We start from the raw sequence: 21,384 nt of genomic DNA, 5'->3' as shown, positions 1-21,384 counted from the left end.
GTCAGCCCCGGTTCTGCCCCCGCTTAAGGATTCGGTCGAGCACCCAGCACCCGCGGGCGTGAGACTCGGCCGGCGCGTGGCGGCAGTGGTTCAGAATTTCGGCGCTGTCGCACCCGGCGTCCTCAAGGGCGTCGCCGAGCACGGGCATCTGGCCGAAGTCGTTTGAATCGTACACCGCCCGGGCTACACCGAGAACGTCGGAGGTGCGCCAGGCCGCCGGAAACGGGACGAACCGGTAGGGGTTGTAGTACACCTCGCGGAGCAGAGCCGTTGAGTGCAGCTCCCGCGGCACCCACCGGAACGGCGGTGTCTGCAACATAAACGGCAGGTACACCAGCGCCGCCAGCCCGCGCCACTCGTCGTCCCCCACCGACGGCTCGAGTTCCCGTCCGCCGGCATGATCGGCCGAGAGTTTCAGATGATCGGGGCCGAGTAAGGTGCGTTTGGCCGCCCCCAGCGCGGCCCCGGCGATGCCCAGATCTTCTTCCGCACCGTCGGAGCCCATGAGCCCTTCGGCGATCGGCTCCAGCGCGGCCCGCAACGGCTCGCGCTCGCGCGGCCGGTCGGCGTAGTACTCCGCCAGTTCGACCAACCCGCGGCAAACGCCCGGGAGCCGTTGCCACTGGCGGCGCGCACAGGCGATCAGGTACAGCCGGCACTGGCGCACCTGGTGCTGGCCGCTGCCCAGCGTGCTCGGCGGGTACAGGTCTTCGAGGAGTGCGAGGGGGTCATCCCCCTCACGCCAGAGCGTGTCGCTGTCAGGGTTCATGGTCGCCGCGAGTCCGGAGGACCGGCGTTACGGGTTCGACGTGGGCGGCTTTTGTGGCGCTCCGAGCTGAGCCTCCAGAGCCGCGACCCGGGTCTTGAGCGATTCGATCTCCGCCAGCGCCGCCGTCAGCCGCGCGTCGATGCCCGGCGGCGCCGAACGCGCCACCGGTGCTGCCGCATCAGAAATCGACACCGGGCCGCCGGCGTGAAGGGCCTTGAGGCGGCTCAACTCGTCGTCCGTGTGGAACCCGTGGGTGACGACCGCCCCGCGGCGGTCGGGGCCGGTGAGGTACACCACCAGCCGCCGTTCGACCAGCGGGTGGAGCACCTCTTCGAGCGCGTCGAGCGTATCGATCGGTGCCATCCGCGCCGCCCGGGTACGCAGGTCGCCCTTGGTCTGGGCTCCGCGGAGCAGCAGTTCGGCGAGAACGGCGATCCCGGGACCGGACTGCGTCCACTGGTTGTACATCTCGTGCCGGTAGCGGTCCGTGCGGCCGCCCTCGATCCGGGTCACGAACCCGCGCTCCTGGAGCGATTCCAGCCCGTCCTCGACCTCGATCTCGTCGAGTTCGACCACCGGGTCGCGGTTCGACTTCTGGTTGCAGCCGGTAACCAGCGCGTTCAATGTGAGCGGATAGGAGTCCGAGTTCTTGGAAGTCTTCTGCTTCTCGATCAGGACCCCGAGGATACGGCGGTCGAGTGGGGAGAGCGGCACCCAGGCCGGCGCAGGCGGTTGTTCGGGCGCGGGGGACGCGTCGGAAGACATACCGGCCGACTCCGTGAAGATGAAAGCAGCCCGCGGAACGTGTCCGTGGGCTACCGTTGTAGCAATTTCACGACCGCCGGGAAAGACCGGACGGTCGTGCCGAACGGCCCCTTTACCGCCCCGGGAAGGCGTCCGGGTTGGCAACGATCGGATCCAGCGGTTCGCCGTTCAGCGCCTTGAGGAACAGCACCAGGTCGGCCTTTTCCTGCGCACTAAGGTTCAGCTTCAGCGGGATAATCGGCTTCTTGGACGGGCCGAACGTCTTCACCGCCGGGTCGACCGGTTTGCCCTCGGCCCGGGCCTTGACGTACGCCGCTTCGGCAGCGGTGTCACGCATCTTCTCGCTCAGCCACGGGTTCACGTTCCCGCCGCGGTCGTAGAACTCGACCACCTCTTCGAGGGTCTTCTCTTCGCCCGAGTGCATGTACGGCGCGGTCCACAGCAACCCGCGGGTGCCGGGCGTCTTGAAGGCGCCCACGAACGTCTGGTCCTTGTGGCCCGTGGCGAGCCGGACGAACCGGCCGAACTCGTCCAGCGGCAGCGAGCCGTCCTTCACCCCGACGCCGAGGTTGTGGAACCCGTGATCGGTGTAGGTGTCGCCGGTGTGGCAGTTCGTGCAACGGGCCTTATCGAAGAACAGCGTGCGGCCGTTCAGGATGCGCTTGCCGACCTCGTCTACCTTGCCCGCGTCCTTCTCGGGGTCGAGGCCCAGGTCTTTGAGGGCCGGACCTTTGGCCGCCAGTTCGGCCTTCAGCACGGTCGCGTAGTCCTCCGGCTTCAGCACGAACTTGCCGCTCTCCTCTTCGGTCACGCGCGCCCGCATCTGGGCGTAAGCGCGGTCGTCGAGGCTGTTGCCGAGCAGCACCGTGCGCTCGTAAGTGGCGACGGCCTTCGCGGCGGCGTCGCGGGTCGGGGCGTGGCCGAACACGCGGTTGAACGCCTTAACGTACTCGGCGTCGGCGCGGAGCCGGACGACCGCCTCTTCCCACGGGTCGCCCTTCCCGCCGAACATTTCTTTGTTGTTACCGACCGGCCCTTGCGCCTGGTCCTCGAGCGACGACCCGCGCCCGTCCCAGAACTGGAACCGGTTGTACGCGGTGTTGAACACCGTCGGCGAGTTGATCGGCCCGAGCGCGCTGTTGATGCCGGTGGACGTGCGCCGCCCGTCCGCGAACCCCTTCGTCGGGCTGTGGCAGCTCGCGCACGCCACGGTGCCGTCGGTCGAGAGGATCTTGTCGTAGTACAACTTCTTGCCCAGCACCCACTTCTCGGCCGTCATCGGGTTCTCCGCCGGCACCACCGGCGCCTGCGTGAGCCCCAGCGGCACCTTGATCTTGACCACCTTCTGCGCGAACGTGGCCCCGGACGTGGGGTCGGCGGCGTTCTGCGTGCCCTCGCTCCAGAAGCCCTTGAGGCTTTTCCACTCGGGCTGGTTGCTGGTCACGAAGACGATCGGCACGCGCTCCCGGAACGGCGTCATCTTGGACTCGTCGGGGAGCAAGAAGTCGGCCGCCTCGACGGGCGGGGTACCGGGCGGCGGTGCGGTCTTGGTGCCCGGTTGCGCGGCCGACCGCGGCAGCGCGAGCGCGGCGGCCGCGAGCAACGCGACGACGGGTAACAAGGTGCGAAAGGTCATTGGCAATCCTTTTCCTGAGCGGCCGGGCGGGCTGGAAAGGGGCGAGGCCAGCGGACGAGACGTTAGCGGTTACCGTATCGTTATTCTCCCCGCGCCGGTCCGTCAACGCGGGGCGCATCGGGCGGCCGATCATGAGGGATCGGCGGAACCGATGGCAGGGCCGCAATCAAATCGGCAACCGCCGGTCGATCGGTCGGGTCGGCTGAGCGGTGTGCGAAGATCACGTGACGGTCGCGCGAGAGGATGAAGTCGCCGCCGAGCTGGAGCACGTCCTCGCCCACGTAGGGCTTCTTCACCCCGTACCCGCGCAGCATGCCGCGGAAATACCCCCACAGCACCGCCGGTTTGAAGAACGTGAGCCAAGTCGTCCGCCCCAGCCCGAACGCGGCGTACGCGCCGCGAGTGGGATCGCACACGATCGGCACAGATCGTGCTTGGCGGGACAGGTAGCGTTTCAGCACCTCGGGTTCGGCTTGGGCCACGACGAGCACGGAGCACCCGCGTGCCGCGAGCCGGTCACGGGCGGTTTCCACCTCACCGAGGTGGGCATTACAAGGGATTCAGGCCAGGTGCCGGAGGAACACGAGCAGCAAGGCATCAGACGTGAAGAATTGCGACAGCCGAACGGGGGTGCCGTCCGGCCAAAGGAACGTTACATCGGGTGCGGTAATTTCAGGGGGCATTTGTTGACACGCTCCGGCACCGCCCGCCTGCGTCCACGATCCAGCCCGGCCTCTGTCGGTTCGACCCGAGAGACCAAAACGAGTGACCAACCGGCTGGCCGCGCGATCAAAGGCGTCAGGAGGAACGGCGGCCCCGCGAGTGTACCACGATTCTCCCGCGCCGAGAACACTGTGGCGGTGGTGCCGTTCGTGTCGCGATCACGCGCGACACGAACGGCACCACCGCCCTCGCGTCCGGTCAACCGACCGCCGGCCGACTCACCAGTCGTTGCCGGGCAGGTCGCCGCCCATCGCGGTGCTCAGCGCCCGCCAGGTGCCGACGCTGATCGAGTTCGGGACGAACCGCACGCTCCCGTCGCACATCGAGGTGACCACCCCGCCGGTGTGCCGGCTCCGGGCGACGATCATACGCGGCCGGGTCGTGGTCGACGTGGTCGTGCAGGGCGGGTTCGGCGACGGGCCGCACCCGGCCCCGGTGATTACGTCCTGGTCGGTGCTGTTCGGCTGGCTGTAGGCCGTGAACCCGGCGGTCCCGCCCCACCAACTGAACCCGCGGTAGTCGCTCCCCCCCTGGCCCTGGATGATCTCCGAAGCCATCAGCGTGTTGCTGGTCCCGTCGGAAATCTCGGCGATTTTGCGCTGGCGACCGCACCGGCCTTGTTCCGGGTTGCCGCCGGTGTAGTCGGCCGGCGACGAATCGCCGCCCGCGGCCAGCGCGGCCGGATCCTCGTACCACCCGAACGGCGCCCCACCGAACGCGGTGCAGGTGGTGCTTGTGACCGACGGGTTCGAGCAGCCGATCGGGATCGACACCTGATAGAAGCTGGTGTTACCGGCGTTCAGCACGTAGTTGTGCTGGGTGATCGAGCCGAGGGTCTGCGGCGTGTCGCTCGGGCAGGTGAAGGTCGAGAGCCGGGTTCGTGCGACGGTCGAGTTCGGGGCCGAGCCGTACCGCGGGGCGGCTCCCAGCGTGGCGTACCCCTGCCCGCCGAACCCGACGTAGATCTTGAACAGACTGTCCTGCTCGATGTACGGCAGGATCGGCACCTGCCAGGTGCCCCAGCAGCACCCGGAGCGGCTGATCCCAGGCAGGAAGGTGCCGATCGCGCTCTCGTAGCTCATGTTCGCCAGGGCGATCTGCTTGAGGTTGTTCGTGCACTTCATACGCGCGGCGGCCTCGCGCACCTTTTGAACCGCGGGCAGCAGCAACCCGATCAGGATCGCGATGATCGCGATCACCACCAGCAGCTCGATCAGCGTGAACCCGGCGCGCGACGCGCGGACTGACATGCGAGCGGCCATAAACCCTCCACGAGAACGAAAGAAATGGAATGGAGAGAACCGGAGAATGGCCCTGTCGTGCGAACGGCAGGGAGGGCGGGCGATTCGATCCCGGTCGCGCCCGCCCGTTGTGCGCGGAGCACCCGGGCACAACGGGCGGGCTGGCGACCGGGGCAGAGATTACTTAAGGGATGTTGAAGTCGAAGTTATTCGGATCGTCCTGCTTAACGACGCTTCGCTCCTCCTTGGAATTGACGTTCCAGGAGGCCGGCACCAATTCCTTGGAAATGACGTTGGTGCCGCCCCCGGGACCGGGCGGCTGGTCGGCGTTCACCGGGTTTATCGCCGTCTTGCCGTCGCCAGCAGAAACGCGAATCAGGTATTTGCCAGGAACCAACCCGGACGCTTTCGGGATCTTGAACGCGCCTGCGGTTACAGGCGCGCTGGCACGAGTCGCTTGTCCTTCGAGCGGTTCAAACGAAACCGTACCGTCCTTGATCGGCTGCCCTTTGAGCTTGGCCGTGCCGGTGATCTCCTGGCGTCCCCCGTGCGAATCGGAGCAGCCAGCGAGCAGGGACAGTAACGCGAGCGCGAAAAGAGAGCGGGCAATGATCATAAACGCCCCCGGAATTAGGGGAGAGGGCTTTGTTGCGAGTCACATACTTTTCTCACAAGCGCCAAGAGGAGTCAAGAACTATGTGGCGAAAATCTGTGCGCCACAAAGGATAGTGCGTATGCGTGGCGAGTGGTTCGTAATCGAAATATCACGCACCTGCTGATTCTTGTGATGAAATGTCGACCGCACCGACCGTACCGAGGCGGTCGCGCCGATGCCATTACGAGATCGCGGGCGTGCCGAAGAGGTGTGATCAGCCGTTCGTGAAGAGGGAAGCGACCGCCGTCCAGCGTTCGGCGCGTTCTTGGTAAAGCGCGCGGAGCCGGTCGAGAGGGGGTTCGGTAGGCGTGGGGGCCTTATCGGCTGCGTGCTTCGCGGCGCGCTCCAGTACTTGCCGGGACGCCTCGTTTTGAAGCGCCGCGATCTCGGTCGTGAGGCCTTCGATCCGACCCAACTCGTGCAGCATGAGGGGCCGGTGCCCGGGTTGGACCTGGGCGAGCAGCCGCGGGAGCAGGTCCAGCCACTGGGCGAACGCGTCGGCCCCACGGTCGTGCAGGACGGCCATCTGACGCAGCAGCGCCCCGAGCCCGGCCGCCGCGGCGTCTCCGGTCGGATCGAGTAACTCGGTCGCCGACCCGTTCGAGCCCGCCGCCGGGTGCTGCCCGGTTCCGCCGGACACGAGTATCGGGTTCGACGCCGGCCCACCCAGCGCGGCGCCGCGGAACGCGTCGGCCATGATGTGCGACGCGGGTAGGTCCGCGGTCAGGTCCGGCACGGCGCCCAATTCGACTTCGTCTTCAATGGCCGCGCGGGCGCCGGGCGGAGTACCCCGCGCCGCGCGGGCGCCGGGCGGGGGCGTGGGCTGGGGACCGGGTAGCGTCTGGCACCCGATCAGGAACCGGCCGACCCACAGTTCCGCCCCGTGCGGCAGCGGCGCGACGCGCATCCGCTCGCCGTTCACCACCACCCCACGGCCCGACAGGTCCACGACCCACAACCCGTCGACCGTCAGCACCAGACCGCAGTGGTACGGGGAGATGTCGTCGGCGGTGAGGTGGATCTTGCACTCCGGCGAGCGCCCCACGAGCGTCAGCAGCCGGTTCACGGTCCACCGATCGCGGGCCCGCTTGCCGTTGCGGAACTCGAGGGTCGTGAGCGGGCGGTTGAGGGTGTTCGGGTCGGCGGCCAGCGGGTTGTAACCGGAGGGGGCGCCCGCCGGGGGCGGCGCGCTGGTGGCGCCGAGCCGCAAGGAGAACGGGCCGAGCTTCGCCCCGGTGCCGTGGTCGAGCCAGCCGGACCCCCGCGCCCCTCCGGGCCACACCACCCCGCTACGGCTCCCCAGGTCCACGACGTACACGCGCCCGGCCAGCACCTGCAGCCACGCGTGCCGGGGGTTGATGTCGGAATCCGAGAGGGTGACGTCGCAGGCGTCGTCGCGACCGACAAGCGTGAACGGCTGGTCCACGGCCCCTTCGGCCAAAACGCCCCCGCCAACGAGGTCGACCCGCAGCTTGAGCGGGCCGAGCGCGCCGCAGGCATCGGCGAAGCGGGCGATGAGTGGGTCACTCACGGACCGGTGTCCAGGCAGGAGGTCGGGCGAGCGCCGCGGGCGGGGCGCCGGTGGGGTACACCCCGGCCCCAACCAATAATGTTAGTATGCGTGCGGGGCCGGAGCGCCGCGGGCGGAAAATTTTGCGCGAAAACGCAACCGCTCGGCGTGTCCTAGGCTACACGGGTGACCCGACCGGGGTGACCATTTGCCGCCGGTTCTGGTATAAGTTGAATGCGCCCCTGCACACCGCGGAGATGTGACCTCGTGAGTTCCGCAAGCCCCTCTTCCCACTCGTCGCGGTCGGCGCCGGCGGCCGAAGTGGTCCGCACGCCCGCCTGGATCGCGACCATGCTCGCCCTGGTCGGGGTGCTGACCTTCCTGTACGCCGCGCTGTTCCAGTACTGCTTCACGCAGTGGCTCAAGCCCGACTACTCGCACGGCTTTCTGGTGCCGTTTTTCGCCGCGTACCTGGCGTGGCACTGGCGCGCGTGGGCGCCGGAGCGCGTCCGGTGGCCCGAGCCGTGGGGGCTGGCGTTCATCGCCGCCGGCGGATCGCTGTTCGTCCTCGCCGGGGCGCTGAACATCGCGAAGGAGTGGCTCCAGGGCCTGTCGCTGGTGATCAACGTCTGCGGGGCCGTGCTGCTGCTCGGCGGGTGGAAGGCGCTCAAGTGGCTGTGGCCGGCGGCCGCGTTCCTCCTTTTCATGTTCCCGCTGCCGTACAAGGTCGAGCACCGGTTCGGGTGGGAGCTGCAGAAGATCGCGTCCGTCGCGTCCGAGTACGTCCTCCAGACGATCGGGTACGCGACCTACCGCGAGGGCATCGTCCTGACCGTCCGGGACCACACCCTCCGCGTCGAGGAGGCGTGCAGCGGGCTGAGCATGCTGCTCACGTTCGCGGCGCTCGCGACCGGGATGGCGATCCTCGTGAAGCGGCCGGCGCTCGACCGGGTGCTGATCCTGGTCTCGGCGGTGCCGGTCGCGGTGCTCTCGAACGTGCTCCGCATCGCCCTCACGGGGGTGCTGTACAACGAAGCCGGTAAGGAGCTCGGCGACCGCGTGTTCCACGACTTCGCCGGGTGGATGATGATGCCCCTGGCGCTGCTCGTCCTGTGGGGCGAGCTGAAGCTCCTGGACTGGGTGCTCGTGGACGAGGGCGGCCGGGCCAGCCGCGAGGACATGGTGAAGACGAACGCGGCCCTGGGGCCGGCGTACCTGATCATGACCGCGCTGCCGCCCGAGAAGGGCGGGACCGCCGCGCCGCCGAAGCCCGCCGCCCAGCCCGCGTCGAAAGGTGCCCGTTGACACCGAACCGCCGGGCGCTCGCGTGGGTCGCGGCCGGGACGGCCGCGTTCGTCGTGTACGGCAGCCTCGTGCCGTTCCACTTCGGCCCGCGCACCGACAGCTTCGTCCGCGTCATGTCGGCGGGCGTGCGGATCGTGTCGCGGTCGGACGCGATCGCGAACGTGCTCCTGACCGTGCCGCTCGGGTTCGCGCTGCTCGGCTCCGCCGCAGCCGACCGGGGGTGGTCGCGGGCCAAGGCGGCCGCGGCCGGTGGGCTGGCGGTGGTGCCGGCCTGCGCGCTGCTCGCCGCGGCCGTCGAGTGCGCCCAGCTTTACACCCCCGGGCGCAACTGCTCCGCGTCTGACGTCGTGGCGCAGACCCTGGGGGCGCTGATCGGGGTGGGGTGCTGGGTCCTGTTCGGCCAGACGCTCGCCGCCCGCGCCCGCGCGATCTGGGACCGGTCCGCGGTGAACGCCGCGGGGCAACTGCTGCTCGCGTACCTGGGGCTGGTGTTGCTCATCCAGGTGCTGCCGCTCGACCTCAGCCCCAGCCCGGCGGACTTCTACCGCAAGGCCCGCGCCGCGGCCCGGTTCGGGCTGTTCGGCGAGTTGAAGGAAATGTCGGATGCGGAAAAGTGGAAGCGGTACGGCGACCTGGCGAAGCTCGCCGCGCTGTACTTCCCGGCGGGGCTGCTCGCGGCCCGGCTGAAAGGACGGGTCGAGCGGTGGAGTATCGTTCACGTCCTGGGCGCGGCCCTGGCGCTCGGGCTGTGCTTCGAAGCGGCGCAACTGGTCGTGCAGTCGCGCACGCCGAGCCTCAGTGACGTACTCGTCGGCGCGCTCGCGGCCGTCGCGGGCTGGTACGCCGGGCGTGTCCACGACGAAGGGCTGGCGGTGCCGTTCGCCCTGAGCTGGTTCGTAGTGTGGTTCGCGGCGCTGACGCCTGTAACGCAGCCGCCGCCCGGGGAGCAACTGCTGGACGCGCCGCGCCCGTTCGACTGGGTGCCGGGGCTGCCACTGGAGAGCGGCGACCCGCTGTTCACGCTCGGCGAGCTGCTGACGAAGCTCGTACTGTTCGGGCTGCTGGGGGTGATCGTGGCCGCGTGGCGGCTGCCCCCGCGGTGGCGCGGCGGGCCGACCGGGTCCGTCCGGGTTTCGGCCGTTGCGGCGGGCGGGCTGGGGCTGTTCGTGTCCGCGCTGATCGAGAGCGGGCAGCGGTGGACCGGCACGCACACGCCGTGCGTCACGGACGTGCTGCTGGGCGGGGCCGGGGCCGCGCTAGGCGTGCTCGCGGTCAGCCGGCTCATCGCCGCACGAGCGGTGCGCCGCTGACGTTTAGGTCCGGTCGCGTGTGCTAAGTAGAGGACATGGTGGTTTCCGACGCAGAACCCAAAGCCGCTCCCGCGCCCGGCGACGCGCCCGTGGCGCCGGCTCCGATCGCTCCGGGGGCCGAACCGCCGCTGTCCGTGATCGAGCCCGGCACGCGCACGCTGCCCGACCTGCGCGAGCTGTGGCGGTACCGAGAGCTGCTGTTCTTCCTGGCCCTGCGCGACGTCAAGATCCGGTACAAGCAGACGGTGTTCGGGGTCGGGTGGGCGGTCGCCCAGCCGCTCGCCACGATGGGCGTGTTCGCGCTGTTCCTGGGCCGCATCGCGGGCGTGGGCGCCGGCGTGGAGCACTACCCGCTGTTCGTGTTCGCCGGCATGGTCGCGTGGGCGTTCTTCTCGAACACCGTGACCTCCGCGGCCAACAGCGTGGTGGCGAACGAGCGGCTCATCACCAAGGTCTACTTCCCCCGGCTCGCGATCCCGCTCAGCACGGTCGGGGTGGGGCTGTTCGACCTCGTGATCGCGTCCCTGTTGCTCGCGGCGATGGCCGCGTGGTTCGGGGCCGCGCCCGGGTGGTCGGTGCTGCTGTTGCCGCTCGTCGTGCTGGCGCTCGCCGTCAGCGCCGCGGGCGTCGGGGTCCTGCTGTCGGCCCTGATCGTGGCCCAGCGGGACTTCCGGTTCGTGCTGGGGTTCGGTGTGCAGTTGTGGATGTTCGCCACCCCGAGCCTGTACGTGCCGGCGGAGGCGCTCGGGCCGCGGGCGCAGGCCCTGCTCCCGCTGAACCCGGCGCACGGGCTGGTGGCGGCGTTCCGCCAGGCGGCGCTGGGCGGCCCGTTCGACTGGTACGCGTTCGCGGTGTCGGCGGCGGTCGGCACCGCGGTCGCGGTCGCGGGGTTGGCGTACTTCCGGCGCACCGAGCGCTCGTTCGCGGACACCATTTGAGGCGGCCATGCGACCGGCGATCCGGGTCGAACACATCTCGAAGCGGTACCGGCTGGGGGCGGCCCGCGCCGACAACAACCTGACCGAGAGCCTGCGCGCGGCGGCCGGGCGGCTGTTCGGCCGGTTCCGCGGCGGCACGGCCGCGCGCGCCAACGAGTTCTGGGCGCTCAAGGACGTCTCGTTCGAGGTGCTGCCCGGCGAGGTGGTCGGCGTCATCGGCCGCAACGGGGCGGGCAAGAGCACGCTGCTGAAGGTGCTGTCGCGGATCGTCGAGCCGACCGGCGGGCGCGCGGAGATCCGCGGGCGGGTCGGGAGCCTGCTAGAGGTCGGCACCGGGTTCCACCCGGAACTGACCGGCCGCGAGAACGTGTTCTTGAACGGCAGCGTGCTCGGGATGGCCCGCGCCGAGGTGAAGAAGAAGTTCGACGAGATCGTGGCGTTCGCCGGCGTGGACCGGTTCCTCGACACGCCCGTGAAGCGGTACTCGTCGGGCATGTACGTGCGGCTGGCGTTTGCGGTGGCGGCGCACCTGGAGCCCGAGATCCTGATCGTGGACGAGGTGCTGGCGGTCGGGGACGCGGAGTTCCAGAAAAAGTGCATCGAGAAGATGCGGGCGGTGAGCCGGGGCGGGCACACCGTACTGCTGGTGAGCCACAACCTGGCCCAGGTCGAAAGCCTGTGCCGGCGGGCGCTGACGCTCCAGCAGGGGCAGGCCGTCGGGTTCGGACCGGCCGCCGAGCAGGTGCAGAACTACCTGGCGCTCGCCCGCGCCGGCGGCCCGCCGGAGGTCGACCTGCGCGAGCACCCGCAGCGGGTGAACGGCTCCACGCCCATCCTGACCGGGCTCACGCTGACCGCGGGCGGCGCCCCCTCGACGGTGGCCCGGATGTCCGGCGGGTTCGGGTTCGAGCTGAGCTACGAGCTGCCCCGCGCGCCGCGGGACCTGCGCGTCGGGGTGGTGCTGGAGAACGAGTACAACGTGAAGGTGACGGCCGTGTCGCCGACGTTCGAGGACCCGCACCTGCTCGACAACCCGCCCGCCGCGGGCCGGGTGTGCGGCGAGGTGCCGGTCCACAACCTGGTCGCCGGCACCTACGCGGTGAACGTGTACCTGCAAGCCGAGGGGCTGTCGGACGGCATCACGCCGGCGGCCGATCTGGTGGTCGAGGCGGACGACGTGTTCGGCTCGGGCCGCATCCCGGACGGCCGGACGGCCGCCACTTACCAGCGGTGCCGCTGGAGCAAGTCCTGGTAGAGGTGTCTCGTGGGATCGCTGAAGGGGGCGCTCGCCGCCGCCGTGAACTGGGCCGCCCGGCCGCTCGGGGTGACGGTCGTGCCGACGTGGCAGTGGACCGAACTGTCGTCGGGCTCGATCCGCGCGTTCACCGCCGGCGGGGCCGAGGTGCCGTTTTTCTACCACCACCACAACTGCGGCGGCCGCGCCGCCACCGCGACCGAGCGCACGATCGAACTGGCGCTCGCCGACCGGTGGCTCGATCACGTGCCGGAAGACAAACTGGTCGAGGTCGGGGCGGTGACGCCGTACTACTGGCCCGGCCGGGTGCGGCGGGTGGTTGACCCGACCGACCCGCACCCGCGCGTGACCGAGCGGGCGTCCATTCTGGACCTGGACATGTCCGGGGCGGCGGTGCTGTGCATGTCCACCCTGGAACACGTCGGGAGCGGCGAGTACGGGCTGCCCCCGGACCCGGCCGCCCTGCGCCGCGCGGTGGACAAGCTGTTCGCCGAGGCGGCCGCGTTCCTGGTCACGATCCCGGTGGGGTACACGCCGTACGCGGACGCGGTGCTGTTCGACCACCCGACCCCGCCGGACGTCACCGTCCACCGGTTCGCGCGGTCGGCCGTGTCGCCGTACTGGCACGAGGTCGGCGCCGAGGCGGCGCGGGTGCCCTACGGCCCCGGCGCCAGCCCGGTGCCCGGCGCGCGGGGGGCCAACGCGGTGGTCGCGTGGGTCCGCGGCGGGAGCCTGGAGCCGCGCGCGTGCGGGTGACCATTTACCAGGAACCGGCCGGGGCCGGAATCGGCGGTTCGGAGCTGGTGGTCGCGACGATGGCCGCGGCGCTGCGCGAGCGCCATACCGTGCGCATACTGCACCACCACCAAGCCCTCACCAGCGCGCGCCTGGAAGCGTTCTCCGGGTGCGAACTGGACGGGGTCGAACTGCGGCAGTTGCCGCCCGTAACCGCAGGCTGGTTCCCGGCAGGCGCGTCCGTTCGGGGGCTGCGGGCCGGCTACCGCGCGTGGAAGGCCGAGGCGGTCCGCGGGTGCGACCTGTTCGTCACCTCCACGCACAACCTGCCGCCGTTCTGCCCGGACGTGCCCGGCGTCTTGTACGTGCTGTTTCCGGGGCCTGACCGCGCGAAGTTCTGGCCGTGGAACGCGCCACCGGCCCGCGGGCTGGGCGCCGTCAAGCAGCGGGTTGTTCGGTTGCTTCACGACCGGATGTGGCGCGAGCGGTTCGCCGGGTACCCGGTGCGGCTCGCCGACTCACAGTTCTCCGCGGACTGGACGCAACAGTATTGGGGCGTCGCGGCGGACGTGCTCTACCCGCCGGTCGTGCTGCCCGAGCGGGCCGCGGCGGCGAAGCAAAACCGGATCGTGGTCCTGGGCCGGTTCGCGCCCAACAAGCGTCAGGCGGACCTCGTGCGGCTCTTCCGGGAACGGGTCGTCCCCCGGCTGCCCGAGTGGGAGCTGGTGTGCGTCGGGTCCGTTGGTACGTCCGAGCCGGACCGCGGGTACTTTGAGCACGCGTGGGCGGAAGTCGGGGGCGCGCCGGTGCGGTTCGTGACCGACGCGACGCGCGAACAACTGGCCGCGGAACTGGCCGCGGCGAAGCTGTTCTGGCACGCGACCGGTCTGGGCATCGACGCACAGGCCGACCCGTTCGCGGTGGAGCACTTTGGCATTGCGACGGTGGAAGCGATGGCCGCCGGGTGCGTGCCGCTGGTGCCCGACCGCGGCGGGCAACCCGAGATCGTGCGCCACGGCGCGGACGGCTTCCTGTGTGGTGCGGTGAGCGAGTTGGGCGACCGCGCCATCGAACTGGCGGGCGATGAGCCGCTCCGTGAGCGGCTCGCGCGGTCTGCCCGGGCGCGGGCGGAAGAGTTCGGGCGCGAGCGGTTCGTGAGCCGGTTTCGGGCGCTGCTGCGCCCGCTCACCGGCGATTCGTGAGGAGCAACAGCGGTGGCGTTCACGGCGGTGTACGTTCTGGTGGACCACGGCCGCGGGGCGTACGCCTCAATGGTCGAGGTGTCGGTGCGGGCGCTCCGCCGCGTGCAGCCCGGCGTGCCGGCGGTGCTGATCGGCGACGAGGACAGCCGCGCGTACCTGACCGGCGACCGCGGCCGGCTGCTGGGGCAGTTCGATCGCGTGATCTGGGCCGCGGCCGACCTGCCCAACTTGGTCGCGCGGAGCTTCGAGCTGAAGACCCGCGTGCGGAGCCTGGTCGCGGGCGACCTGACGTACCTGGACGGCGACACGCTCCCGGTGCGCCCGTTCGCGGACCTGTTCGAGCGAGCGGACTGGGACGTGGCCCTGGTCCAGGACCGGAACCACCACCGCCCGGTACACCCGACGGCGCCGAACTGGATCGAGCCGAAGCTGCAAAAGCATGGCTGGGGCGGCCCGCTCCGGCGGTATTTCAATGCGGGCATTCAGTACCTGCGAGACGTTCCGGCGGTGCACCAGTTGGTCGCGGAATGGCGGGAGCGGTTGCGGGAGTCGCACGCGGTGGGCGAGCACGACGACCAGTTGCCGCTCAACTACACGCTGCACACGACCGAAATCCCGGTGCGCGTCCTTGAACTGCCAACCGCATACAACGCGATGGTCGCGGCGCACCCGGTTCACGCCCGCGGGGCGAAGCTGCTGCACTTCTTCGCCGGGCCGGCCGCTTTGGCGGGGAACACGCTGCTCGGGCACCTGGTGCGGCACCTCGACGCCACGGGCGAGATCGACTGGCCGAGCTTCGACCGGGCGGTCGCGCGGGGCCACCCGTGGGTGCCCCCGTACTGGCCGCGGCGCCTGTGGCAGACCGGGAGCCCGGTGCGGGCGGTGGCCACCGCGCTCGGGCAGCGGCTGAAGTTACTACCGAAGGCCACAAACGAGGAGGCCCGATGAGCGCCCCGGCCCTCACCGTCATCGTCCCGACGTTCAACCGCTCGGGGTACGTCCGCGACTGCCTCACGACGCTCAAGCAGAGCGGCGTTCCGGACCTGGAGGTCATCGTCGCGGACGACGGCTCCACCGACGACACGCGCGAGGTTGTGGCGGCAACCGACCCGCGCGCGAAGTACCTGTGGCAGCCGAACAGCGGCACCCCCGCGACCGCGCGCAACGCGGCGTTCAAAATCAGCACCGGCCGGTACGTCGGGTTCCTCGACTGCGACGACGAGTGGCTCCCCGGCGCCGCGGCCCGGGCGGTCGAATTTCTCGACAAGCACCCCCAGGTGGACGCGCTGTTCGCCGAGGCGCGGATGGGCAACCCGCAGGAGGGGTACGTTTCGTGGATCGAGTCCGCGGGCCAGGAGGCGTTCTTCAACCTCCCGCACAAAGAGCCCGAGCCCGGGTTCCGTGTTCTGGACCGCGGGCCGTTTTTTCGGCGCATGGCCGTTCGCAACCCGGTCTTTATCGGGGCCACGATCGTTCGGCGCGAGGCGTTCGAGTCGGTCGGCCGGTTCGAGCCGACGTTGTGCGGCGCGGCCGACTGGGAGCTGTGGCTGCGGATGGCGCACCGGTTCACCTGGGCGTACATGGCGGAACCGCTGGCGAAGTACACCCGGCACCTCGACAACATGTCGAGCAACCACGACAAGATGATCGCGGAGTTCGTTCAGGCGCTTCGCAACGTGCTGGTGAAGTGCGACCTCGCGCCGCCGGACCGCGCGTTCATCCAGCAGCAGCTCCGAACGCACCTGTTCGGGCACGCGTACCTGGCATACGACCGCGGCGACACGGCGACCGCGCGGAAGCGGTTCTGGCGGTCGCTCCGGGCGGGCGACTGGCGGCCGTACACGCTGGCGCTGACGGCACTGTGCCTGATGCCGGGGCCGCTGGCGCGCCGTGCGCGCGGGGCGAAGCAGACCGTGGGGGGGACACGCGCGTGACGCCGAACGTGTGGATCGTGCCGGTCAACTACAACGGCCTCGACGACACGCGGAAGTGCCTGCGGTCGCTGGCCGACCTGTCGCCGGCCGCGAACGTGGTCCTGGTCGACAACGCGTCCGAACCCGACCCGACGCCCGCGCTACGCGCGGAGTTCCGGTGGGCTCACGTCGTCCGCAACGGCGCGAACCTCGGCTGGTCCGGCGGGAACAACACCGGCATCCGTTACGCGCTCGAACGCGGCGCGGATTACGTCCTGCTGCTCAACAACGATACGACGGTCGCTCCCGACATCGTCGGCCGGCTGCTCGACGCGTTCCGGTCGCACCCGTCGTTCGGTGTGATCGGTCCGGTCATCCGGTACATGGACGAGCCCGACGTGGTGATGACCGACGGGGTGACGTTCAACCCGCCGGGCTTTCCCGGGTTCTTCCAGCGTAAAGAGGTGCCCGAGCGCGCCGCCGAGCCGCCCGCGGTGGACGACACCGACATCGTGAACGGGTGCTGCATGATGGTGCGGCGCGACGTGCTCGAGCGCGTGGGCCTGATCGACGATCACTTCTTCCTGATCCACGAGGAAGCCGACTTCTGCCTGCGGGTGAAAGAAGCGGGCTACGGGTGCGGGGTGCTGGCCGAGGCGCTCGTGTGGCACAAGGGCTCGACCGCGTTCAAACGCGCGGGGAAGAAGTGGCAGCGGTACTACGACACGCGGAACCTCGCGCGGCTGATCCGCAAGCACCGAAAGCTGAGCGGGCGCGGGCTGTTGTCGGCGTACAGCGCATACCTGCGCTACGCCTACCACCGTTACTGTCACGAGCGCGAGGACGCCCAGCCCGCCGCCGCCGACGCGGTGCTGGAGGGGCTGATCGACGCCGCGACCCGGCGGACCGGCCCGTATCTTACGCGGAAGCGTTGGGGCGTACCGGTGCTGCGCGGCGTGTTCGAGTTGGGGCGCCGACTCAAGGGCGGCTGAGAGCGGCGCCGCAGCGCGAGCCTCTGGCCCACGTTCGGGTCCCGGCGGTCGCCCGGTGAGGTGCCCGAGCCGGGCCGAAACATTTGAACGGCCGAGCTGCACACGCGGCCGAGGATAAAGTTAAGTGCTACCGTGCCCGGCGGCCCACGTGCCGGGCCGGGAACTACAATGCACGCATGAAGCACGTTACCGAACTCTTCGCCACGGTCGCGCACCGCGTCAAGCCGCCGGTGCTGATCGCGGTCGGCCCGCCGTGGCCGGTCGCCAACCTCGTGAAGGCGCTCAACCTCCCCGAAACCGAAGTCACCTGCGCGCAGCTCGACCTGCACCAGACCGACCGCGTGCGCGAGACGCTCGCCGAGGTGGGCGCGAGCGCCGAGGTGGTCACGGTCGCGGACATGTGGGACCTGCCGCAGCGGTTCGGCACGGTGATCTTCCCGGCGTCCTCGCAGGCGGACCGCGAGCTGAAGCTGGACATCGTGGAGCAGGCCGCGCACGTCCTCACGGTCGGCGGGCTGTTCCTGACGCTCTCCGAGTACGAGCGCGACAGCCAGTTCGCGAAGCTCCAGAAGAAGATCTTCGGCAAGTGCGGGGAGACGCCGGCGAGCGAGAACGGCATGGCGTTCTTCAGCACGAAGGCGGAGGAGAGCGGGAGCCGCCGGCGGCACGAGGTGAAGTACCACGCGAAGATCGGCGCCGGGGCGTCGATGGAGTTCGTGTCGCGCCCCGGTACGTTCAGCTACGGCCGGTTCGACGCGGGCTCGCGCGCGATGCTCGAGGTCGCGGAGATCCGCCCCGGTGACACCGTTCTCGACCTGGGGTGCGGAAACGGTGCGGTCGGGTGTCTGGCGGGCGCGATGGCGGGGCCGGACGCGCGGGTCACGTTCATCGACAGCAGCTTACGGGCGATCGCTCTCGCGGAACTCAACGCCAAGGCGAACGGCGTCACGAACACGCGGTTCGTGAACGCGACCCGGCTTCAGGGGTTGGAGGAAGACAAGTTCGACGTGATCCTGGCGAACCCGCCGTACTACGCGAAGTCGGAGATCACGCGGCTGTTCATTGAGGGCGCGCGCGACCTGCTGAAGCCCGGCGGCCGGTACTACCTCGTCACGAAGATGCCGACCGCGGTGATGCCGCTGATCTTCGACACGTTCGGCGACTGCTCGGTGATCGAGAACCGCGGGTACGCGGTGGTGCTGTCCGGCGCGGGCGAAGAGTAAAGGCCGGGTTCACCGCAGAGGGCACGAGAGGGCACAGAGAGAAAAGCCGAAGAGCGTTGAGCTTGCCCTCACGCTCTTCGGCTTTTTCTCTCTGCGCCCTCTCGTGCCCTCTGCGGTGAACCCGGCCTTTATCACCCCAACGGCGCGCGAAGCTCTGCGACGAACCGCTTCACGTCTTCCAGTCCCTTCGCGCGGTCGGCGCCGGCGGCTTCAAGCTTCTTCACCACCGCGCTGCCCACAATGACGCCGTCGGCGATCTCCTTGAGGTCGCGCACCTGCTCCGGCCGGCTCACCCCGAACCCCACGCACAGCGGCAGGTCGGTCATCGTGCGGAGCCGCGCGAGCTGCTCGCGCAACGCGCTCGGAAGCGCCTCGCGCGCACCGGTGATGCCGACCACGCTGACCACGTACACGAACCCGCTGCACGCCTGCACCACCTTCGCGGCGCGCTCGGGCGAGGTGGTGGGGGTGACGAGCAGGATCAGCTTGAAGTCGCGGTCGCGGGCGAGCTTTGACAGCTCTTCGGCTTCTTCGACCGGCACGTCGGGAACCACGGCCCCGCTCACGCCGGACTTCTGGGCCGCTTCGATGAACGCGGTCGGCCCCATCTTGAACATGAGCGAGTAGGACGCCATCGACACCAGCGGCGCGGACCAGTTGGGCCGCGCGGCGGTGTCGCGCAGCGCCGCGAACACGTCGGCGATCTTGAGCTTGTGGTTCAGCGCGCGGGTGTACGACGCCTGAATCACCGGGCCGTCGGCGATCGGGTCGGAGAACGGGAACCCGATCTCCATCAGGTCGGCGCCGGCGTCGGCGACCGCGGGCAGCAGCTCGCGGGTGAACGCGATGTCGGGGTCGCCGGCGGTCAGGAACGGCATGAACGCGGCGCGCTTCTGGGCGCGCAGCCGCTGGAAGAGGCTGTCGATTGGGTTCATGCGGGTGTTTTACGCGCGAGGGGCGGATTTTCCGCACGCGCCGGGCGGTTTCCGGACACTATGGGGGCATGAGCCGGCTTCTGACAGTCCTTCGCGGGTGCGGTGCGGTGCCCGCTCCCGACCAGAACCTGATCGACCGTTTCCTGCGCGAGCGGGACGAGGCCGCGTTCACCGAACTGGTCCGCCGCTACGGGCCGGTGGTGTGGGGCGCGTGCCGCCGCGCGCTCGCCAACACGCAGGACGCCGAAGACGCGTTCCAGGCGACGTTCTTGGTGCTGCTCCGCCGTGCGGCCAAGCTCGATCGTGACACGCCGCTCGGCCCCTGGCTGTACCGGGTCGCGGCGCTGACCGCGCGCAACGTGGTCCGCGCCAACCGCCGCCGCGCCGCAGTGAACGGTCCGATGGAGCACGAACCGCTCGCGCCAGCCGACCCGAACGCGGAACGGCTCGATCTGGACGCGGCCCTGCTCGCCCTGTCGGAACGCGAACGAGCGGCGGTGGTGCTGTGCCACCTCCAGGGGTTCACCCGGCGCGAGGCCGCGGAGCACCTGGGGTGCCCGGAGGGAACTCTCTCGGCCCGGCTTAACCGGGCGCTGTCGCGCCTGCGGGCGCGGCTCGGGACGGGTTGGTCGGCCGCGCTGGCCGGCGCGGCGGTCGCGCTGCCGGCCGGGTTCGCTCGCGCCACGGTTCGGTCCGCGACCGTGTACTCAACATCCGCGCTGGCCGCGCCGGGTTTGTCCCCGGCCGTAGCCCAGCTCACCGACGGAGTGCTTCGCATGTTCTGGATGAAGAAGGTGATGACCGCCGCGGCAGTTCTGGTGCTGGTGGCCGGGGCCGGGGTGCTCACGTTCGGCACAGCGGGGCGTACGGCAAACGCCGCGCGCGCGACCGAACCGCTGGCCGCGCTCAGCGTACCGCCAGCGCCGGCCGAGAGCGATCCGATCAAGAAGATCGAAAAGCAGTTGGCGGATCTCCAGAAGCAGAAGGAACTGATCGACCAGATGCATGCCGACCTGTCGAGCGAGAAGACGAAACTGGAAAACGCGAAGAGAGACAAGGACGCCGCCAAGTTGGGTCAAGACATCGCCGTCGAGATCGGCGACCAGTGCGGGACGCACCCGTTCGTGGTGCGTGAGACGGTGAACGGACAGGTAGCCGAAATGCTCTGCTCCAGTCTTGACGCCCTTACGAAGTATCTGACCCGAGCACACGCTGACCCAAAGGGACCCAAAGCGGTCCGCATTTCTGCGTACAAGTTGCATCCAGCCGAAGAGCTGCGGGAGGTTTTCGGAGCATGTGCCGCGGCCGGGTACACGAGAGCGGCGTTTACCCCGCTCGATCAGGTGCCGACGCAAACCAGAATATGGTTAAACCTATTCAACAGTCGACCCCTCTCCCGCGAGCCTGAGCGGTCAGCCGGCGAGATCGACCTGCGCCAGTACGCCGCGCCGAAGACGAAACCGTGACTGCGGTCACAGGTACTTCACGCACACCACCCCGACCACGACGAGCACCGGGCCGAGCGCCCGGCCGGGGGGGGCGTGCCTGTTGCGCCAGCCGCATCAGCCCGAAGTGATACTCGGAAGCCGACACCTCCCGCGCCTCGCACATCCAGGCGACCGGCCACTCGTCGGTGTTGTCGGCAATGAACCGGAACGTCCGGTGGGTTGGGGAAGTGCGCGGCGGCTTGTTAGCAGATCCCTCTTGGTGCCGGAGACGGGGCACCTCGGCGGGCGTCGAGGTGCGTGCCCCGAAAAGGCAGCGTCGCTACCGGCGCGGATCTGGCACGACATGGGGCGTTGTGCGGCGACCGCATCGCCCGGTGGTGATCGGTGCCATTGGATTAGAGACGGACGTGTCTTCGGTCGTGGGGTATCGGGGTACGTGATGCGACGATCGCAGTTCTGCGGCTCCTTGCGCGAGGCGATAGAACGAAGGCGACGAAACGGGCGGCGCGTGCATGATGGCGACTGCCGGTTGTGTGTCTGGTACGTTTGATTGCACCGCGCAATCAACCTGCGGCGGTGCGGTGCTCGCGGGCGGCGCTGTAACCCCCGTTACAGCGCCGGCAGATTGCAGCCGATGGGGCACCGGCGGGACATCTGCTGGCGTGCGACTACCGATTCGCTACCGGTTTGCTGGGTACCTGCGACCTCTCGGAATCGAGCGTTTGCGACCCAAATGCGACCCGAAGGAAACGAGGGCCGATTCCAGTGTGGCTCATGTAGATCGGCGCAAGGTATTGAAGCGAATGCGCTTGCGTGCATCCTGGCCCGT

Annotated in this window: 19 protein-coding genes; 11 read left to right on the top strand and 8 right to left on the bottom strand. The window is 69.6% G+C overall.

The features are described 5' to 3' along the window. Window position 1: 1 nt before the first annotated feature. The 7 genes from GobsT_RS40190 to GobsT_RS33610 all read right to left on the bottom strand — a co-directional run bounded on the left by GobsT_RS40190 (window position 2) and on the right by GobsT_RS33610 (window position 7,320). The gene (locus tag GobsT_RS40190) at window positions 2-769 is read right to left on the bottom strand and encodes a hypothetical protein (protein WP_010044613.1); all 768 of its coding nucleotides are present in this window, start codon (window positions 767-769) and stop codon (window positions 2-4) included. A gap of 27 nt (window positions 770-796) precedes the next feature. Beyond that, window positions 797-1,534 (bottom strand): YceH family protein, encoded by a 738-nt coding sequence (locus GobsT_RS33635; protein WP_010044614.1) that lies wholly within the window; start codon window positions 1,532-1,534, stop codon window positions 797-799. 112 nt (window positions 1,535-1,646) lie between these two features. Continuing rightward, entirely contained in the window at window positions 1,647-3,170 is a 1,524-nt protein-coding gene (locus GobsT_RS33630; RefSeq protein WP_010044620.1) for a cytochrome-c peroxidase, read from the bottom strand. A gap of 80 nt (window positions 3,171-3,250) precedes the next feature. Further along, window positions 3,251-3,853: a peroxiredoxin-like family protein gene (locus GobsT_RS33625; RefSeq protein WP_241392849.1), complete on the bottom strand. Its 603-nt coding sequence runs from the start codon at window positions 3,851-3,853 to the stop codon at window positions 3,251-3,253. Window positions 3,854-4,111: 258 nt separating this feature from the next. Beyond that, window positions 4,112-5,155, bottom strand: a complete 1,044-nt coding sequence (locus GobsT_RS33620) for a DUF1559 family PulG-like putative transporter (protein ID WP_010046439.1) — start codon at window positions 5,153-5,155, stop codon at window positions 4,112-4,114. 163 nt (window positions 5,156-5,318) lie between these two features. After that, the gene (locus tag GobsT_RS33615) at window positions 5,319-5,750 is read right to left on the bottom strand and encodes a hypothetical protein (protein ID WP_010046443.1); all 432 of its coding nucleotides are present in this window, start codon (window positions 5,748-5,750) and stop codon (window positions 5,319-5,321) included. 253 nt (window positions 5,751-6,003) lie between these two features. Beyond that, window positions 6,004-7,320 carry an FHA domain-containing protein gene (locus GobsT_RS33610; RefSeq protein ID WP_010046445.1) on the bottom strand — a complete coding sequence of 439 codons (1,317 nt, stop codon included), beginning with the start codon at window positions 7,318-7,320 and terminating at the stop codon, window positions 6,004-6,006. A 246-nt stretch (window positions 7,321-7,566) separates the two neighbouring features. On the opposite strand from GobsT_RS33610, the gene GobsT_RS33605 reads away from it, so the two are divergent. The 10 genes from GobsT_RS33605 (at window position 7,567) to GobsT_RS33560 (ending at window position 18,172) form a co-directional block, all read left to right on the top strand. Then, complete coding sequence (locus GobsT_RS33605) at window positions 7,567-8,604, top strand: exosortase/archaeosortase family protein (protein ID WP_157506925.1); 1,038 nt, start codon at window positions 7,567-7,569, stop codon at window positions 8,602-8,604. After that, entirely contained in the window at window positions 8,601-9,914 is a 1,314-nt protein-coding gene (locus GobsT_RS33600; protein ID WP_010046456.1) for a VanZ family protein, read from the top strand. Before GobsT_RS33605 ends, GobsT_RS33600 begins: the two co-directional genes overlap by 4 nt. Window positions 9,915-9,949: 35 nt before the next feature. Further along, complete coding sequence (locus tag GobsT_RS33595) at window positions 9,950-10,852, top strand: ABC transporter permease (RefSeq protein ID WP_010046458.1); 903 nt, start codon at window positions 9,950-9,952, stop codon at window positions 10,850-10,852. Window positions 10,853-10,859: 7 nt separating this feature from the next. Next, window positions 10,860-12,107, top strand: a complete 1,248-nt coding sequence (locus GobsT_RS33590) for an ABC transporter ATP-binding protein (RefSeq protein WP_010046460.1) — start codon at window positions 10,860-10,862, stop codon at window positions 12,105-12,107. A gap of 9 nt (window positions 12,108-12,116) precedes the next feature. Then, window positions 12,117-12,863 carry a hypothetical protein gene (locus GobsT_RS33585; RefSeq protein ID WP_010046462.1) on the top strand — a complete coding sequence of 249 codons (747 nt, stop codon included), beginning with the start codon at window positions 12,117-12,119 and terminating at the stop codon, window positions 12,861-12,863. Next, window positions 12,854-14,044: a glycosyltransferase family 4 protein gene (locus tag GobsT_RS33580; RefSeq protein ID WP_010046464.1), complete on the top strand. Its 1,191-nt coding sequence runs from the start codon at window positions 12,854-12,856 to the stop codon at window positions 14,042-14,044. Before GobsT_RS33585 ends, GobsT_RS33580 begins: the two co-directional genes overlap by 10 nt. Before the next feature lie 12 nt (window positions 14,045-14,056). Continuing rightward, window positions 14,057-14,992 (top strand): glycosyltransferase family protein, encoded by a 936-nt coding sequence (locus GobsT_RS33575; RefSeq protein ID WP_010046466.1) that lies wholly within the window; start codon window positions 14,057-14,059, stop codon window positions 14,990-14,992. Then, window positions 14,989-15,978, top strand: coding sequence for a glycosyltransferase (locus GobsT_RS33570; protein ID WP_010046468.1), 990 nt, complete (start codon window positions 14,989-14,991; stop codon window positions 15,976-15,978). Before GobsT_RS33575 ends, GobsT_RS33570 begins: the two co-directional genes overlap by 4 nt. Next, complete coding sequence (locus GobsT_RS33565) at window positions 15,975-16,949, top strand: glycosyltransferase family 2 protein (protein WP_010046471.1); 975 nt, start codon at window positions 15,975-15,977, stop codon at window positions 16,947-16,949. Before GobsT_RS33570 ends, GobsT_RS33565 begins: the two co-directional genes overlap by 4 nt. Before the next feature lie 176 nt (window positions 16,950-17,125). Beyond that, window positions 17,126-18,172, top strand: a complete 1,047-nt coding sequence (locus GobsT_RS33560; RefSeq protein ID WP_010046474.1) for a class I SAM-dependent methyltransferase — start codon at window positions 17,126-17,128, stop codon at window positions 18,170-18,172. A 131-nt stretch (window positions 18,173-18,303) separates the two neighbouring features. Here GobsT_RS33560 and trpA read toward each other — a convergent pair whose 3' ends face one another. Next, the gene (trpA, locus tag GobsT_RS33555; protein ID WP_109571426.1) at window positions 18,304-19,107 is read right to left on the bottom strand and encodes a tryptophan synthase subunit alpha; all 804 of its coding nucleotides are present in this window, start codon (window positions 19,105-19,107) and stop codon (window positions 18,304-18,306) included. A gap of 68 nt (window positions 19,108-19,175) precedes the next feature. Here trpA and GobsT_RS33550 point away from each other — a divergent pair, with 68 nt between their 5' ends. Beyond that, the gene (locus GobsT_RS33550) at window positions 19,176-20,573 is read left to right on the top strand and encodes an RNA polymerase sigma factor (protein WP_010036043.1); all 1,398 of its coding nucleotides are present in this window, start codon (window positions 19,176-19,178) and stop codon (window positions 20,571-20,573) included. Window positions 20,574-21,384: the final 811 nt, after the last annotated feature.

It is taken from the genome of Gemmata obscuriglobus, assembly GCF_008065095.1.
Lineage (GTDB): Bacteria > Planctomycetota > Planctomycetia > Gemmatales > Gemmataceae > Gemmata > Gemmata obscuriglobus.
Note: the sequence above shows the minus strand (reverse complement) of the source record. Positions and strands in the feature narration are given on the sequence as shown.

Excerpts from the sequence above, each read along its gene's own strand:
- GobsT_RS33595 (WP_010046458.1), top strand. The coding sequence starts at position 9,950 with ATGGTGGTTTCCGACGCAGAACCCAAAGCCGCTCCCGCGCCCGGCGAC.
- GobsT_RS33550 (WP_010036043.1), top strand. The coding sequence starts at position 19,176 with ATGAGCCGGCTTCTGACAGTCCTTCGCGGGTGCGGTGCGGTGCCCGCT.
- GobsT_RS33590 (WP_010046460.1), top strand. The coding sequence starts at position 10,860 with ATGCGACCGGCGATCCGGGTCGAACACATCTCGAAGCGGTACCGGCTG.
- GobsT_RS33620 (WP_010046439.1), bottom strand. The coding sequence starts at position 5,155 with ATGGCCGCTCGCATGTCAGTCCGCGCGTCGCGCGCCGGGTTCACGCTG.
- GobsT_RS33560 (WP_010046474.1), top strand. The coding sequence starts at position 17,126 with ATGAAGCACGTTACCGAACTCTTCGCCACGGTCGCGCACCGCGTCAAG.
- GobsT_RS33635 (WP_010044614.1), bottom strand. The coding sequence starts at position 1,534 with ATGTCTTCCGACGCGTCCCCCGCGCCCGAACAACCGCCTGCGCCGGCC.
- GobsT_RS40190 (WP_010044613.1), bottom strand. The coding sequence starts at position 769 with ATGAACCCTGACAGCGACACGCTCTGGCGTGAGGGGGATGACCCCCTC.
- GobsT_RS33570 (WP_010046468.1), top strand. The coding sequence starts at position 14,989 with ATGAGCGCCCCGGCCCTCACCGTCATCGTCCCGACGTTCAACCGCTCG.
- GobsT_RS33630 (WP_010044620.1), bottom strand. The coding sequence starts at position 3,170 with ATGACCTTTCGCACCTTGTTACCCGTCGTCGCGTTGCTCGCGGCCGCC.
- GobsT_RS33615 (WP_010046443.1), bottom strand. The coding sequence starts at position 5,750 with ATGATCATTGCCCGCTCTCTTTTCGCGCTCGCGTTACTGTCCCTGCTC.
- trpA (WP_109571426.1), bottom strand. The coding sequence starts at position 19,107 with ATGAACCCAATCGACAGCCTCTTCCAGCGGCTGCGCGCCCAGAAGCGC.